The sequence below is a fragment of the Gilliamella sp. Choc6-1 genome, from assembly GCF_001690385.1.
Lineage (GTDB): Bacteria > Pseudomonadota > Gammaproteobacteria > Enterobacterales > Orbaceae > Gilliamella > Gilliamella apicola_A.
On the sequence record NZ_LZHI01000027.1, the window covers coordinates 38,309 to 55,159 of the forward strand.

The 16,851-nt window shown below is 31.8% G+C and carries 16 protein-coding genes; 9 read left to right on the forward strand and 7 right to left on the reverse strand.

Annotation, left to right across the window (positions count from 1 at the left end; all coding sequences use genetic code 11):
• Positions 1–73 precede the first annotated feature (73 nt).
• Positions 74–979, reverse strand: coding sequence for a LysR family transcriptional regulator ArgP (locus A9G36_RS03380; protein ID WP_034946931.1), 906 nt, complete (start codon positions 977–979; stop codon positions 74–76).
• A 209-nt stretch (positions 980–1,188) separates the two neighbouring features.
• Between A9G36_RS03380 and rpiA the strand changes: the two genes are divergently transcribed.
• The 5 genes from rpiA (at position 1,189) to mutH (ending at position 5,878) form a co-directional block, all read left to right on the forward strand.
• Positions 1,189–1,845 carry a ribose-5-phosphate isomerase RpiA gene (gene rpiA / locus A9G36_RS03385; RefSeq protein WP_034946934.1) on the forward strand — a complete coding sequence of 219 codons (657 nt, stop codon included), beginning with the start codon at positions 1,189–1,191 and terminating at the stop codon, positions 1,843–1,845.
• Between the two features lie 84 nt (positions 1,846–1,929).
• Positions 1,930–3,171, forward strand: coding sequence for a phosphoglycerate dehydrogenase (gene serA / locus A9G36_RS03390; RefSeq protein ID WP_034946937.1), 1,242 nt, complete (start codon positions 1,930–1,932; stop codon positions 3,169–3,171).
• 800 nt (positions 3,172–3,971) lie between these two features.
• On the forward strand, positions 3,972–4,508 hold the full coding sequence (locus A9G36_RS03395; protein ID WP_034946940.1) for a Dps family protein: 537 nt from the start codon (positions 3,972–3,974) through the stop codon (positions 4,506–4,508).
• An 80-nt stretch (positions 4,509–4,588) separates the two neighbouring features.
• Positions 4,589–5,137, forward strand: coding sequence for an NADPH-dependent FMN reductase (locus tag A9G36_RS03400; protein ID WP_065569641.1), 549 nt, complete (start codon positions 4,589–4,591; stop codon positions 5,135–5,137).
• A 72-nt stretch (positions 5,138–5,209) separates the two neighbouring features.
• Positions 5,210–5,878 carry a DNA mismatch repair endonuclease MutH gene (gene mutH / locus A9G36_RS03405; RefSeq protein ID WP_034946946.1) on the forward strand — a complete coding sequence of 223 codons (669 nt, stop codon included), beginning with the start codon at positions 5,210–5,212 and terminating at the stop codon, positions 5,876–5,878.
• Between the two features lie 33 nt (positions 5,879–5,911).
• Here the strand turns inward: mutH and argA are convergent, their stop codons facing one another.
• The 5 genes from argA to aroE all read right to left on the reverse strand — a co-directional run bounded on the left by argA (position 5,912) and on the right by aroE (position 11,888).
• Positions 5,912–7,240, reverse strand: coding sequence for an amino-acid N-acetyltransferase (argA, locus tag A9G36_RS03410; RefSeq protein ID WP_065569642.1), 1,329 nt, complete (start codon positions 7,238–7,240; stop codon positions 5,912–5,914).
• A 1,204-nt stretch (positions 7,241–8,444) separates the two neighbouring features.
• Positions 8,445–9,644 (reverse strand): MFS transporter, encoded by a 1,200-nt coding sequence (locus A9G36_RS03415; RefSeq protein WP_065569643.1) that lies wholly within the window; start codon positions 9,642–9,644, stop codon positions 8,445–8,447.
• Between the two features lie 243 nt (positions 9,645–9,887).
• Positions 9,888–10,400 carry a shikimate kinase AroL gene (gene aroL, locus A9G36_RS03420; protein WP_034946955.1) on the reverse strand — a complete coding sequence of 171 codons (513 nt, stop codon included), beginning with the start codon at positions 10,398–10,400 and terminating at the stop codon, positions 9,888–9,890.
• Positions 10,401–10,811: 411 nt separating this feature from the next.
• The gene (locus A9G36_RS09860; RefSeq protein ID WP_080715907.1) at positions 10,812–10,907 is read right to left on the reverse strand and encodes a DUF1870 family protein; all 96 of its coding nucleotides are present in this window, start codon (positions 10,905–10,907) and stop codon (positions 10,812–10,814) included.
• Positions 10,908–11,057: 150 nt separating this feature from the next.
• The gene (aroE, locus tag A9G36_RS03425) at positions 11,058–11,888 is read right to left on the reverse strand and encodes a shikimate dehydrogenase (RefSeq protein ID WP_034946957.1); all 831 of its coding nucleotides are present in this window, start codon (positions 11,886–11,888) and stop codon (positions 11,058–11,060) included.
• A 1,339-nt stretch (positions 11,889–13,227) separates the two neighbouring features.
• Between aroE and rpmB the strand changes: the two genes are divergently transcribed.
• From rpmB to A9G36_RS03445, 4 genes are all read left to right on the forward strand, one after another.
• Positions 13,228–13,464, forward strand: coding sequence for a 50S ribosomal protein L28 (rpmB, locus tag A9G36_RS03430; protein ID WP_034946960.1), 237 nt, complete (start codon positions 13,228–13,230; stop codon positions 13,462–13,464).
• 15 nt (positions 13,465–13,479) lie between these two features.
• On the forward strand, positions 13,480–13,647 hold the full coding sequence (gene rpmG / locus A9G36_RS03435) for a 50S ribosomal protein L33 (RefSeq protein WP_025314526.1): 168 nt from the start codon (positions 13,480–13,482) through the stop codon (positions 13,645–13,647).
• Positions 13,648–14,075: 428 nt separating this feature from the next.
• Positions 14,076–14,333, forward strand: a complete 258-nt coding sequence (locus A9G36_RS03440; protein ID WP_141670404.1) for a transposase — start codon at positions 14,076–14,078, stop codon at positions 14,331–14,333.
• Positions 14,333–15,070, forward strand: coding sequence for an IS3 family transposase (locus tag A9G36_RS03445; RefSeq protein ID WP_081296664.1), 738 nt, complete (start codon positions 14,333–14,335; stop codon positions 15,068–15,070). The genes A9G36_RS03440 and A9G36_RS03445 overlap by 1 nt, the downstream gene beginning before the upstream one ends.
• A 453-nt stretch (positions 15,071–15,523) precedes the next feature.
• Here A9G36_RS03445 and gltP read toward each other — a convergent pair whose 3' ends face one another.
• Positions 15,524–16,834: a glutamate/aspartate:proton symporter GltP gene (gene gltP, locus A9G36_RS03450; RefSeq protein ID WP_065569153.1), complete on the reverse strand. Its 1,311-nt coding sequence runs from the start codon at positions 16,832–16,834 to the stop codon at positions 15,524–15,526.
• Between the last annotated feature and the right edge of the window lie 17 nt (positions 16,835–16,851).

The window sequence follows — 16,851 nt, forward strand, 5'->3', positions numbered from 1 at the left end:
TAATACAAATTTTTATTAGAAAGTTTTTGGGACACCCAACTCTTATCAGTAAATGATTTTCAAATTATGATCATTATTTACGATCTTGAGGTTGTAATAATGTATTTTTCGCATAACGAATCAATGTTTCAGAGATATTTTGCATTATACTACTTTCTGGTGCAAAACGATGCCAATACAGTATGCGCCTTTGATATAACCCTTCTGTCAAATTTATAAGCTCACCATTTTTCAATTCTTGTTCAACTTGTAATCTCGGCAACATACAACATGCAGAACCTTGCTTAGCTAATTGAACAAAAGCTTCTGACGAACTAGTGATATGGCATATGACACTGCCTGGAGTAAGATTAAAGTTTTCTTGCAAGAATGCTTGATGCATATCATCTAAATGATCAAAAGCAACAGCTGGCGCTTTCAAAAGGGATGCACGAGTTACACCATTAGGAAAATATTTTTTAGCAAAATTAGGAGAAGCAACAAAAATATAATCCAATACTCCTAATAAATCAGATAGGCAGCCAGGTAAAGGATTGGCTTGGATGCTAATAGCTGCCACCACTGTACCTAAACGCAAAAGTTCTAAAGTATGCTCCTCATCTTTTACTTGAATATCAAAACGTAATATATTCTTATCTAAAACAGGTTTTAACGCAGGTAAAAGCCAAGTTGCTAAAGAATCAGCGTTAATCGCAATGGATAATGATAGAGGTGTAATATTTTGTTCATTATCACCTAACCACTGTTGCTCAAGCAATTCAACTTGATGTAATAAGCCTAATAAATGCTCACCTTGTTTCGTTGCTTTAGGGGGAATGGTTCTAACAAGAAGTTGTTGACCAAAAAAGCTTTCTAATTGTTTAATACGTTGCGATACCGCAGGTTGCGTAATACACAATTTATCTGCTGCTCTTTCAAATCCTCGTTCTTTTATCACCGCATCTAATGCTTGTAATGCTCTATAATCTGGACGCTTCATAATCTCTTTACTAATGATTTGATCATTGCTTGGGTAATCAAGTTACTTTAATATCGCAAAAAGCTTTAAATATATCTCTAAAATTAATATATTTTTTAAATATCCTAATGATTTTTGCTTTCCAATTCGTTACTATGCCATATCTTCAAAAATTTTGCTTTCAAAAAAAATTTTTTTTGAGAAAATTATGCTCGAAATACGGTAATATTATGACACAAAATGAATTAAAAAAAGCAGTTGGATGGTCTGCATTAAAATTTATAAAGCCAGATTCATTAGTGGGAGTTGGCACAGGCTCGACAGCGTCACATTTTATAGATGCGTTAGCTACAATTAAAGCTAAAATAAAAGGAACAGTATCGAGTTCAGAAGCATCCACACAAAAATTAAAAAGTTATGGTATTCCTGTGCTTGACTGTAATGAAGTCAATAGCCTAGATATTTATGTCGATGGTGCAGATGAAATTAATCATCACATGCAAATGATTAAAGGTGGAGGGGCAGCTTTAACGCGTGAAAAAATAGTTGCGGCACTTGCTAAACAATTTATTTGCATTGTAGATGAGTCGAAAGTTGTTAATATTTTAGGAAAATTTCCTTTACCCGTCGAAGTAATTCCAATGGCCCGTTCCTATGTTGCTCGTGAACTATTTAAGCTTGGCGGTAAACCTGTATATCGTCAAGATGTCATAACCGATAATGGTAATGTTATTCTGGATGTTCATGATCTTGTTATTGCTAATCCCATAGAATTAGAAAATCGAATCAACAATATAGCAGGTGTTGTAACAGTTGGATTATTTGCGAACAAAGGTGCTGATATTGCACTTATAGGCACGCCTATGGGCGTAAAAGAGGTAAAATAAGTTTATTTAAAATGATAAGCTTCATCGAGTTGTGTAACAATAATCATCAATGTATATCCTAAAAGGGAAAAAAGAGAGGGAAAAATGGTTGTTCAAGCTTTAACCAAAGATGAAAATAAGTTTTTGTTACTTGAAGGGGTTCACCCTAGTGCAATAGAAACATTAAAAAAAGCAGGCTTTAACAATATTGAATATCTTAAAAGTGCATTATCACATTCTGAACTTAAAGAAGCCTTAAAAGATGTCCGTTTTGTTGGCATCCGGTCAAGGACACAATTAACCCAAGACATCATTAATTCAGCACCAAAACTTGCTGGTATTGGCTGCTTTTGTATTGGTACTAATCAAGTTGATCTTGAGACAGCTACCTTTAAAGGTATCCCTGTTTTTAATGCGCCATTTTCAAATACGCGCTCTGTTGCTGAACTAGTACTAGCAGAAGCGATTTTATTATTGCGCCGAGTACCAGAAGCTAACGCTAAAGCACATCAAGGTAAATGGAATAAAATTGCTACCGGCTCTCACGAAGCACGTGGTAAAAATTTGGGAATTGTTGGTTATGGACATATTGGTAGTCAATTAAGCGTACTAGCTGAGTCACTTGGTATGAATGTTTATTTTTACGATATTGAGACAAAATTGCCCTTAGGTAATGCTAAACAAATACCAACAATGAAAGATTTACTTGCTATAAGTGATATTATTAGTATGCATGTACCTGAAAACACAACAACAATCAAAATGATTAGTGAAAATGAAATCAACACCATGAAAAATGGTGCAATTTTAATCAACGCATCTCGAGGTAAAGTTATTGATCTAGATGCTTTAACTCTAGCGCTAAAAACAAACAAAATTAGTGGTGCAGCAATCGATGTATTTCCAACAGAGCCAGCTAGTAATAGCGACCCTTTTGAATCTCCATTATGTCAATTTGATAATGTGATTATTACTCCCCACATCGGCGGTTCAACTAGCGAAGCGCAAGAAAACATTGGTATTGAAGTTGCAACTAAACTCGCAAAATATTCAGATACTGGAGCTACACTTTCTGCCGTTAATTTCCCTGAAGCCTCGTTACCCATTCCCGAGAAAGGTTCAAGTCGCTTTATCAATATTCATCATAATCAACCTGGTGTATTAACCGCTATCAATACGCTCTTTGCCGAACAAGGTCTAAATATTTCAGCCCAATATTTACAAACTGACTCAAAAATTGGTTATGTTGTTATTGATATTGATAGAGTTAAGCAAGACAAAGCTGAAGAGTTATTAGTTAAGTTAAAAAATGTATCAGGGACTATCCGAGCAAGATTGCTTTTCTAAAAGATGAGATAAGCAAAAAAATAACCATCTTTTTCAATAAAAACTAAATTTATTTTTTCGGATGTTTTTTTGCTTTATGTTTTTTATAGCTCAGCTAACGTCCGAAATTGAAGTAGGAAAATAAAAATTTATTTTTAAGTTTATTTATGGACTACTCTAACTTTAATTACTTTAATGCATCGTTATACAACGTTTACCATAATATTTATTATCTAAATTATTATCCTTAATAACGATATCTATCGATACTTAAATTATAAAAAACATATTGGCTATGTCCCTACATTAATTATTCCACAAATAAGATTAATTAAGTATCTGTATTTAACATAAGAATGCTACCAATAACTTAATATAGTTTTATTGATATTTACGCCCCGACAAATTTGTGAAAACGGATGTCTTTTATCTAGAATGAGCGAAATAATTTTTAGTTTAAACTTTTTGGTGTAGATTTTTGCATGTACCCAATCATTGCTTTAAATGCCATTTTTACTTTATTCTCTTATTCAGTTTATCACTTATTATTGTGCTAATGTTAAATAAGATCACAACTGATTAAGTTTAACTTCGAAAAAAAGTTATAAATCTTAAAGATTTAAAATATTTAACCTCATAAAAATTTAAAATATTTTCTTTTACTTTAAATAATAATTTAATATGTTCAAATCAAAAAATAATAGATTGCTGAAATAACAGTGATAGTTAAAAATAGCCTAATATTATTGGACATTTATAAGTAGTTAGCGTACTTTGGTAAAGTACAGTAAATAAATTATTCTACAAAAGGAGAATATGTTATGGCTAAAAGTACTATTTCTGCAAAAAAAATTCAACAATCTGCAATTTTATTTCCAACTGACTTAGGGCAAAAAGCATCAAAAGATATTTCTGGTGCAATGAACTCTGTGTTAGCTGATGTTTTTGCCTTATATTTAAAAACAAAAAACTTTCATTGGCACGTAAGCGGTCCCCATTTTCGTGATTACCATTTAATGTTAGACGATCATGGTGAAGAGCTATTCGCAATGACCGATCCAATTGCTGAACGTGTACGTAAATTAGGTGGCACAACATTACGATCAATTGGTCATATTTCAAAATTACAAAGTATTAGTGATAATGATGCTGATTTTGTTGAGCCTTCTGATATGCTTGCTGAGCTATGCCAAGACAATGTTAAACTAACAGAACGTATGCGTGTGGCACACGATATTTGCGATAAATATAATGACACAGCAACAGCAAGTTTAATTGAAGAGTGGATTGATCAAACTGAAAGACGTGCATGGTTCTTGTTTGAAACTGGTCGTAAAATGGATTCATCTGGTCATTAATTACTAATTTTTAATAGTGAATAATGTTGATAAGAGGCAGTATATATGCCTCTTCTATTAAGCATATGTGAGGATTGAAAATGAGTAAAAAAATTGCCGTATTAGTCGGAAGTTTACGTAAAGATTCTTACAACTTGAAAGTAGCAAAAGTTTTACAAAAAATTGCTCCTTCTTCTATATCGTTATATATAATTGAAATAGGCGATTTACCACTTTATAACGAAGATATTGATACTGATATACCACCTACACCTTATACACTTTTCCGAAAAGAAATAATGGAATGTAGTGGTGTAATTTTTGTAACTCCAGAATATAACCGTGGCTTACCAGCAGTTATTAAAAATGCTATTGATGTAGGTTCTCGACCCTATGGCAAGAGTGTTTGGGCTAAAAAGCCTGCTGCGGTAATTTCAGTATCACCAGGTGCCATTGGTGGTTTTAGTGCAAATCATCAACTTCGCCAATCATTGGTTTTCCTGGATATGCCAACTATGCAACAACCAGAAGCTTATATTGGTAATATTAATTCAGCTTTTGATGAAAATGGAAATATTAACGAAAAAACAAAAGAATTTCTTTCTATTATCATTAATTGTTACGCTAATTGGGTTGAAAAATTAAGTTAATTAAGTTTAATTTGGTGCCCACAGTTTTTTGATTAACTGTGGGGTTATTTATTAAGTGATAACGTTTTTTACATGGCAACATTTTATCCAACCAGTGAACAAGAATTGTTAAACCGAGCGCAGTTAGTAGCTGGTTATACTTTCGGTGAAATAGCACAATATTTAAATATCCCTATACCAAGTAACCTTAATAAACAAAAAGGTTGGGTAGGCAACCTTATTGAAACATTTTTAGGGGCTAACGCCGGTAGTAAAGCGCTGCGTGATTTTGCTAATCTTGGTATTGAATTAAAAACAATCCCTGTTGATAAACAAGGGCGCCCTTTAGAAACCACTTTTGTCAGTGTAATACCACTTATGGCAAATTATGGTGTTATTTGGGAAACTAGTCACGTTAAATATAAGCTTTCTAAAGTACTTTGGATTCCCATAGAAGGTGAAAGATCGATTCCACTACATCAACGAAAAGTTGGTCACCCTATTTTGTGGACCCCCACTAAAGAACAAGAACAGCAACTAAAGCAAGATTGGCAAGAGCTCATGGACATGATTGCCCTTGGTCAAATTGAAAAAATCACAGCTCGTTATGGTACTTATCTGCAAATTAGACCAAAAGCCGCTAATGGAAAGGCTTTAACAGAAGCAATTGGCGAGAATGGGGATATTATATTAACGCGCCCTAGAGGATTCTATCTAAAAAAGTCATTTACGATGCAAATTTTACATTCTACTAAATGCTAATTTTTTTTAGGATAAAACTTAATAATACGTTAATCAAAGCATATCAAGTATTAAAATTTTTGAGTTGCGTTGATAATTATAAAGCTGTTTCTTTTTTATAGGCAAATCATCTACAACGGCTGGATTAAACCCTTTTTCTCTAAACCAATGAATACTATGTGTAGTTAAGACAAATATTTTTTCTAAACCTAAATTATTTGCTCTTTCTTCTATTTTTTGTATCAGTAAATCGCCTCTAGATGAATTGCGATAATCAGGATGAATTGCTACACACGCCATTTCACCCATTTTTTCTTCAGGATAAGGATAGAGAGCAGCACAACCAATAGTCATATTATCACGTTCAATAATAATAAATTTATTTATTTCAATTTCTAACTGCTCGCGCGAACGTCTAACCAAAATACCCTGTTCTTCAAGAGGACGAATAAGCTCTAAAATTCCACCAATATCATTAATAGTTGCAAGACGAATTTGTTCAGAATGTTCCATTGCGACCTGTGTTCCAATACCGTCCCGTGAAAATAGTTCTTGCAAAATAGAACCATCAATCAAATAGCTCACTAGATGACTTCGTCTCACCCCACTTCGACATGCTTTCGATGCCGCACGTAAAAAACGAGCCTCACTAGATAAATGCTTTCCTTGCTTTTCTTTTTGAAGAATGTAACTATCTACATCATTTGGGTAAAGATCGGTAATGACATGTCCTTTTTCATCAAGCACACCTTGTTCGTCACAAAAACTAATTAATTTATCTGCTTTTAAACGAATAGCAACTTCTGCAGCAATATCCTCAGAAGCTAAATTAAAGCTTTCTCCCGTAACTGAAACGCCAACAGGTCCTAATAGCACCATTGAGCCCCGCTCCAGTTGTTCAGATATAGCCTTTTTATTAATACGGCGAATTTTACCCGTATGGCAATAGTCAACACCATCTTCCACGCCCAAAGGCTGAGCAATTACAAAATTACCGCTAACAACACTAATATGTGCGCCTTGTAATGGTGTATTATTCAAGCTCATTGATAAGCTTGCAGTAATATTAAGTTGCAGCAATCCAGTTATTTGCTTAATTATATCTAGCGTTTCTGTATCAGTGATGCGCATATTTTTATGGTATTTAGGTTCAATATTGTGTTTTTTGAGTGATTCATCAATTTGATTTCGAGCGCCATTAACAATAATAAGTTTGATACCAAGGCTGTAGAGTAATCCAATATCATTGATAATACTTGAATAATTATTGCTTTTTAACACCGCTCCAGTGAGTAAGATAACAAATGTTTTACCATGGTGAGCATTAATATAAGGTACAGTGTGCCTTAATCCTTCGACCAATTCAGTTGTTCGTTCTTTCATTTTCGCAAGACCTTAATGAATATTTATTCATATTTTATATATTTTTATTTATTTTAAATTTAATAGCAAGAAGTTTTTAACAAATTCTAAAAAACAGAGACTTTAGTAATATAAAAATGCAGGATTAAAATAGATAATTTAAATTAACAAGGAAGTATTAAAAACAATATTTTTAATATAAATAAAAAAACATCGAGTTTTTATATCTCTTTTTATTAAAATATCTTTCTTTATTAGGTATTAAGGGGAGTTGATAGGAAAGCCAAACATTTTTATTAGTAATGTGTTAACTCAATAACAGCTAATAATGTATTTAAGACTGCAATAACTGATACTAAGACAAAATAACATAAACCCAAATTGGTTGATATCCAATATTAAATATAGAATTATGTCAGTTGCTGCGCTCGAAAAATGTGAAAAAATACCCAACAGTTTTCCACATGGAAAAATTCAGTCATTGCGGTTAAGGGTAATTTTAATAAGTACTTTTTGCAATAAAACACAATGCCATCACCCTGCACATAAAGCCTTTTAATAAAATTGAAGTTAGGAATATGCTAACTAATATACCAATGTTTTGTGATTAGAAAGCTTGTAAGAAATAAGGTTTATTCATACTTACAACCATTTATAAAAAGTTTTTTAAACAAGAAGAAATTAAATAGTCTCTGTAGAGGTAAAACTAATTACAATAAAACAGATACTTTCTATCTCAACCTTCTATTTTTTCTTTAAATTCTTCGTATTACTTTAAATAGTTTATAAATATTTTTTCTTACCGCTAGGAAAATTTTTATGATTTAGCAGTGATATTTTAAGCACAATTAGTACATTTATGCTTAAAATAATACAGTATAAAATACATATTCAACTATAATGATAAGACACTACAGATTGACTAGCGTCAAGTACAGCTTTAATTAATATTGATGCTCAATCCAGTGATTTTGCAAAAGATTACATTAGGACTTGATAGGTCCCGACATAAAACGTTGAGCTATCCCCTCTACCTAAAAGCAATAGATGATTTACTCTCAAATTTATCCGATAATGCCCCATAATAAACAATACTCCGAACAGCATCAAAAGCTATACACACTTTGTTGGACTTTGCTAATTAATCTTATTTATTCTGGCATAAGTAAACTCTTTTAATACTGAATAAATAGGATGATTCTTCAACACCTATTAATGTTACATTCTAAATTTTTTTGATATCAATAACTTTAATGAACCGAAAATATACGATTAAACCAAACACAATACTTGACAATGCAATGAAAAAATCAGTTAAAATTACATAGCTAACATCTATCATAGCCAATTTTGGCACTATTAGCGGAATCACTAGAAAAGATAAACCACTAAAAGTGTACACACATCCAACAGCAAGTCCTTTACAAGTTGGGAATAATTGTTGCATAACAACCAAGGTTAATTGAAGCACTCCCCCTGCAGCGGTAAATCCCATACCAATAGCAGCGATAACACACATTAATGATGAAATATTCAAGTAAAAAAGGATTAATACTAATGCTGATAATGTAGGCAAAATGATAATGCAAAATATAGGTTTTAATAAATGTTTCACAATAAAAGCCGTAAAAAATACCGACGCAATAGATGCAGTACTATAATAACTAATCAGCTGTTTAGCATCGAGATCGCTCATATTAATACCATTGATAGCGATAGTAGGAAGCCATTGTAAAATAATGACAAAGGTAGCTGTTGTTGTGAATCCCATAAGTATCAGAAAAATACCTTCAATTAAGAATTTTGGTTTAGCTTTGAAGTAGTTTTTTGAGCCTTCACTACCCATTATTGTAGTATCTTTATTTGGGAACTTTTGAGGAAATAATAATAAGCCATTAATCATTAAATAAATCGCGAAACCAAGAAATGCCCAACCATGCCATAATCGGTTAATATAGAAAAAAGTGACAATAAAAGGAAGAACTAATGTTCCAATAGAAATAAACGCCTTAATTAGTACACTAGCAGATCCTGCTGAATTTGGAAAACATTCGGTTAAAGCAGGCATTGAGCCTGTATCTAAAAAAGAGTTACCAGCCCCTACAGCAATCGCTAAACAAAAAGCGATATGAATATTGGAGCAAAAAGTCATTCCAATAAAAAAAAACGTGTAACAACTCATACCAAAGTATATGAATAACTTTCTGCCAAATTTATCAGAGAGCACGCCACCAACAAACATTAAAAGTATTTTTCCAATGCCAATTCCTGACGCAACATAACCAAGCCCAACTATATCGGTATTAAGTTGTTTTGAAAGAGCTACAGAAAATTGCATAATCACAATTAATGCAATACTTTGAATAATATAATTTGCATAAATAGATCCAACAATTCCATAAGGATTAACTTTTCGATTATCCATTTCGTGCCCTATATTTAAAATTAAAAACTTAAAACCTGAGTTATATCCAATATACAAGCATCAATATTAATCTGAAAGTGATAAGTATAAATTTATTGCTAAACGTTTAAATCCGTCACACTTATTTATGTATTCTAGAGCTATTTATAATAAAAAATACATTTTTAAATCAAATAAAAAATAATTTATTATAATTTCAAAATTAATTCTTTTTTATAGAAAGGCATTGAAAAAACAACTTGGTTAACTTTTTAGTATTTCAAGCATTTTAGCAAGAACTAAGCTTTCATCTTGATCAACATTAATCACATGGTGCGCGGCATCATGATATAAAGGTAATCTTTCAGCTAGAATTTTTTCCATTTCATCAATAATAGACAATCCTGTTAATGAAGGACGTTGTGCTACATTAGGATCTTTCATTAAACGAGCAGTTAACGTTGCAGCAGATGCCAATAAAAAGATAACGGTGCCATTTTGTTTCATAAAATCACGGTTATGGTCAGCTAGCACCATTCCCCCACCAGTTGCAATTACACAGTTAGGTTTGGCTGTGTCGATAAGCACTTGACTTTCTCTAGCTCTGAATCCTTCCCAGCCCTCTTTTTCGACAATTTCGGCTACAGTTTTTTTGGTGGTTTCAAGTAAATGGTAATCTGTATCTATGAAAGAAAATGATAGTGTGTTAGCAAGCATCTTACCCATTGTTGTTTTTCCTGCTGCTCTTGCACCAACTAAAAAAATTGTTTTATTCATATTTGGTCCTTTGAGATTTGCAGATTACAAAATATGTTGATTATGCTAGTGACTCACTCTAATTTTTGCAATCATTATTTTATATATCAATAAACATTATAAAATACTTTCATTTTTATGAAATGAATCTATAACTCTATTAAAAATGTAAAGATAAAATTACATAATCAATTTAAAAATTTTTGAATGTTCAAAAATTTACAATTATATTTTATATTAATTAACATGGATTTTCTAAATTACGAAAATAAAATTTGGTGGCAATTGATTTATATAATCGCCATTGAATAGCACCAAGGATAGGATTAGCCTTTTCAAATTCTTCATGCATTATAAAATAACTAATCGTATTCCAGCATTGCCGTTACAACAAAATCTGGGGCAAGAACTGCGGCCCTTTTCCCATACCTGTCAAGTTTTAGCATCTGTTTTACCAATATACTCACTTATTTCAGATATTTTTAACATAAGAATACGACGATATACTTGTAATTCTAAGTTAGTCATAAATGCTCTTTTTATATTTTGATTGATACAATCAAATAAATTATTAAGACCATTTTTTCAATAATAAATCCAAAGATAATAAAACATATTTGTTTCGTAGCTTAAAAATACATTTAATTAGGTATTATTAAGTGTGCATGTCATTATTATTTATTTTCCAGATAAAGCATTGATAACTTCCTGTTTTGCTCTTTTAGAAATATCTTTACCTGTCCAAATTTTAAATTGAGCATTAGCTTGACCAATAAACATTTCACGTCCAGAAATAGACTCCCATCCAGCTTCTTCTGCTTCTTGTCTAAAACGAGTATTATATGGGTTATAAACAATATCATAAGCCAAACCTTTACCTTTAAACCATGCTTTTTCATAAGGTGTTTGATCTTCAAACTTTCCTGCCATGCCAAGTGGAGTTGAATTAACAATAATTTGTGCTTCGACTTTATTACGTTCTTGCCATGCAACAGTTTTAAGATTGAATTCTTCAGCTAATGCTTGTGGCAAAGCATCCACTATATCCGTTACAGTAATATCGGTATAACCAAGATCTTGTAATCCAACAACAGCAGCACGCGCAGCTCCACCAGCACCAAGTAATAAAACTTTTTTATATTCAACTCCCAGATTCTTGTTTCGAAGAGGCTCCATAAAACCGACAATATCAGTATTATCACCACAAAGCTTATCACCATCCCAGTAGACTAAATTAGCCGCTCCAGCTTTTTTTACATGCTCACTCACTTCATCTAAATATGGAATGATAGTTTGTTTATGAGGAATAGTGACACATAACCCCTGAATATTTAATAATTTTGCTGCGTTAAAAAATGTAGCAATTTCTTCTGGAGGAATTGTGAATGGGACTAAAACTGCTGGAATACCATGATCTTGAAATGATATTGTGTGAATTAGTGGGCTCAAACTATGCCCTAGAGGATAACCGATAATACCGTATATACTATATGGCGTGAACTGATTCATATAATCTCCTTTAAAGTTAGAAAATAAAACATGAAAAACTGAATAGAAAAAATCTTGATCAAAGTATTAAAGCATATTTATTTTAAAATTAAATCATTTTTTGGAAAAAGTTTAATTTAAAAATTTATTTTATATTCAATTGTTTAATATATAGGAAATAACTTAGACTTTAACACAGAAATGACTTTTTATTAAAAATTACCTTATAAATAACAATATTTTCATATCGTAATTAAAAGTAGTCCATACATTATTGAATTAGTACAAATGGTAACTTTTAATTATCATTCAATAAAACCTTTTTTGACAATGTAACTATCATAGAATAATTTAGTGCCCCAATATAGCACCCAAATATACTTAATTAAGAAATGATAAAATTTTTAAAAAACAGATAATAACTGCTTATTTTTCATTGTTATAATAACAATATACTTTTAATAACTTTTTTTCATAGGAACAAAAGTAGCATTAAATTCTTTCGAATAAGTGTTTTAGGTATAATACCAACACCATAATTTATTGATACAGAAATCCATCAAGGAACTTTCCATTTCAACATGACAGACAATATTTGGTTACAACTAGGCTTACTTAACATGTTATCAATCGCACTGTTCATACTACTTCTTTACTGTGAAAGAAATAAGTTTTTCATGAATCAGTTCTTTTAAATCAAGCTTGTGCATTTAGATAAAGCATGATTTTTGTTATTTAATTTTTTATGGTAAACATCAGACTTATCTTATCAATTTAAATAAATATCTATTTCATATTTTTATCTTTAAGGTTTCAATAATATTTTGTGACATCTCCAGATAAAAAGAGAAGCAAAAATGCTTTCATTATTTTGCAAATATAATTAGAACTATAAATAGAAGAAGATTCAATGAATTTACCGAAAATACTGGTTAATTCTTTTTGAAATTCTCAAATTTAGTGACTGAACTTTGGTTTACTGATTGAAAAATATTATTAATTTAATATGTAATATTGACTTTTTTAAGTTCCTTGAAAATTTTAACTATTTTAAATTCATTTTATTAAACTCTTTTTATTAATTTATACAAATGGCAATGTAGGAGAATTTTCGACTAACACAATACTTATATCTTATTTAAATTTTATACTCTTAAACTTATTTTATGCTTACATAAGATAATACTTGAGAATTTGTGCATAACAGCGTATACTTCGCTACCTCATTATCGTGGGTGTAGTGTGAGAGGTTAGACTGCTTCTCAGATAGAACTGCAGCAAACTAAAAGCCTGACGAGGTTAATTCCATTAACATATTACGCCCAAGGCTTAAGCATAGAAATTTCGGAGAATTATTGACATGTCACGAGTATGCCAAGTAACAGGAAAAGGCCCTTTAGTAGGAAATAATCGTTCTCATGCGATGAATGCTACTAAACGTCGTTTTCTACCAAATCTTCAAACTCACCGTTTTTGGATTGAGAGCGAGAAACGTTTTGTAAAATTGCGTGTATCTGCTAAAGGTATGCGAATTATCGATAAAAAGGGTATTGATGCAGTTCTAGCTGAACTTCGTGCCCGTGGTGAAAAGTACTAATAAGGAAACCATATCATGGCTAAAGGTGTACGCGAAAAAATCAGATTAGTTTCTTCTGCTGGTACAGGTCATTTTTATACCACTAGCAAAAATAAAAGAACTATGCCTGAAAAAATGGAGATCAAAAAATACGATCCTGTAGTTCGTCAACATGTTATTTATAAAGAAGCTAAAATTAAATAGTTATCAAATAAATAAGAAAACCCAGCATTTGCTGGGTTTTTTATCAACTTCTGGAAAAATTTATCAAAATTTTCAATAAAATACACCTATTTTTCTTTATCTTACAAGCATCTAGCATTAGTCATAAATAGCAATATTAACTTATAGGGAAATAACGGATTTTTTATACCTCATCACTAAAATAACCTCTAAAAATTCATAAGTTGGTTCCCCTAAATTACTAAAACTTTTAGTTTCTATCTTTTGAATCGCTAAATACTATATCTCAATTAAAGGTTATCTCTCTCTCGGTAAGTTTTGTAAATTTTTGATTGATATAATGGTTATCACAGGTTTTAAAAAAATAGAGACAGCGTGTAACTATCCCCTAAAATAGTACAGCAAAAAAGTAGAAAATTCTCTATGATAAAAGAAAAGGGGATTTAATTATGAAAAAAATGACTGAACATCAAATCGTCGCTATTTTAAAAGAAGCTGAAGCGGGTATTCCGGTTAAAGAACTGTGCCGTAAATATGGCATGGGTAATTCAACTTTCTATAAATGGCGAGAAAAATACGGCGGAATGGAAACTTCGGATATCAAACGCTTAAAGGAGCTGGAGGCTGAAAATCTCAAGCTTAAGCAGATGTTTGCCGAACTGAGCTTAAAATCCCAGCTTCAGGAAGAAATCATAAAAAAGCTTTAGTGCCCACAAAGGCACGTAAAACGTGGGCACAGCAACTACAACAAAATCATTCAGTTACTATTACTATGAGTTGTGCCATTGTTGGCTTAAGCCGTTGTGCTTACTATTATAAACCTAAGTTACCGGATGATTCAGTGATTATTTCGGTGTTGAATGCTATCACTGACCGGCATTTGCGCTGGGGCTTTCCTAAATGCTTTAATCGTATCAGAAAGCTCGGCTATAAATGGAATCATAAACGGGTATATCGGGTGTATTGTGAATTAAAGCTTAATCTCAGGATAAAGCGTAAACAGCGCATTCCTCCACGAAGCCCAGAAAGGCTATCAGCACCCAATAAACAAGGTGAATGTTGGTCAATGGATTTTATGAGTGACAGTAGTCGTAATCAGCGTCGCTTTAGAACATTCAATGTCATCGATGACTTTAATCGTGAGGCGTTAGGGATTGATATTGCAGTAAGCTTACCAGCAGGAAGGATCACCCGTTACTTAGATAAACTGGCTGAATATCATGGGTATCCATTAAAAATACGAGTAGATAATGGACCAGAATTTACAGGAAAAACCTTTATAAACTGGGCTAAATCAAATGATATAGCCATTGATTATATAAAGCCCGGTAGCCCTTATCAAAATGGTTACATTGAACGATTTAACCGGACTTATCGAACTGAAGTGTTAGATTTATATCTTTTTAACAACCTAGCGCAAGCAAGGAGTGTAAATACCCCATAGTAAGTACAAGACTAACGTAGAAAATTATGTTACTTATTTTAGTGTTTTATATTCATTCAATGAGGAGATATAATTTAATCCTTATGAAGAATTTCATCAGAACAGGGGTTATTATAACGTTTAGCTTGTCATCTTAATTTAAAGCCATATCACACTTACCTGACATAATTCCCTCAACTATAAATAATTATGGTATCGAACTTTTTACTTTAGAGGTAAGTAATATAGAAAAAGCTTTTGCAAATATTAAACAACTAAGTTATGCAATTAAGTTCCTCTTTATGACAAAAGAAGACATTACAAAGTCCATTTTTTCTGATGAGTAACCATGATAGAGTGAAAGTTGAAATTGATATGACAAAATATTTCTAATATCTATAATATATGTTTTGCGTAAAACTACCTGATAAACAAGTAGTTTTTTTGAATAAATTAATCTACATAATTATTTTATTATTTCAAATACTGATGTTCATAAGCCCTTGCTTTTTTATCGTCAAAAACATGTTCCCAACGTGCAATAACAATTGCTGCAAGTGCATTACCAACCACATTAACTACTGTTCTCCCCATATCTAAAATACGTTCTACCCCCATAATATAGCCAATCCCTTCAAGAGGAATACCAACACTGCCTAGTGTTGCTGATAAAACAAGGATTGAAGCGCCAGGCACACCGGCAATCCCTTTAGATGCAATCATTAAGGTGATAACAATAATAACCTGATCCAAAATAGTTAAATCTATATGGAATAACTGTGCTAAAAAGATAACAGTAATACTTTGATAAAGTGTTGAACCATCGAGATTAAATGAATAGCCTGTAGGAATAACAAAACTAGTTATCGATTTTGGTGCTCCATAAGCTTCCATTTTTTCAATTATTTTAGGCAATGCAGTTTCAGAACTTGCCGTAGAAAATGCGATCACTAATTCTTCTTTCAATATTTTTAATAATGTAAAAATATTAAACTTGCAAAGTTTACAAACAAATCCTAATACCACTAGCGTAAAAATAACCATTGCCGAATAGATGGTTAAAATTAATTTAAGTAATGGAAGTAGAGATTCAAATCCATATTTAGCAATCGTTACCGTGATAAGTGCAAAAACACCAATAGGTGCATAACGCATTATCATATTAGTTACCTTAAACATGGTATCAGAAACTACTTTTAAAAAGAAAAGAAAAGGTTCACGTTGTTTATCTGGCAAAGACATTAAGCCAAGACCAAAAAAGACACAAAAGAAAATTACAGGTAAAACAGCACCGTCCGCCATAGCTTTAAAGATATTAGCAGGAATCATATCAAGAATCATAACAATTAAACCATGAGGTTTTCCACTTAATTCTCCTGCTGCTTTTTCATATTTGCTGACATCTGCTACAGCAAGTGTTGAAAGATCAATCCCCACTCCAGGCGCAAAAATATTTCCCCAGCAAAGACCTAATAAAATAGCAATAGTTGTAATAATCTCAAAATAAACTATTGTTTTTAAACCTAGTGCCCCTAATCGTTTCGAACCACCAATACCTGCAATACCCAAAGTTAATGTGCTAAGTATAATAGGCAATACAATCATTTTAATTAAATGGATAAAGATATCGCCCGCTGGTTGGAAAATATTAATTATCGAAAATTGATAATAAGAGTGTAAAGGATGGCTAGGAATAGAGAGTTCATATAAATAAGCACCCACCGCGATCCCTAAAATTAAAGCAATCAAAATCTGCCATGCAAGATTTGTTAAGATTTTTTTTATAAAAAATGACATCTAAT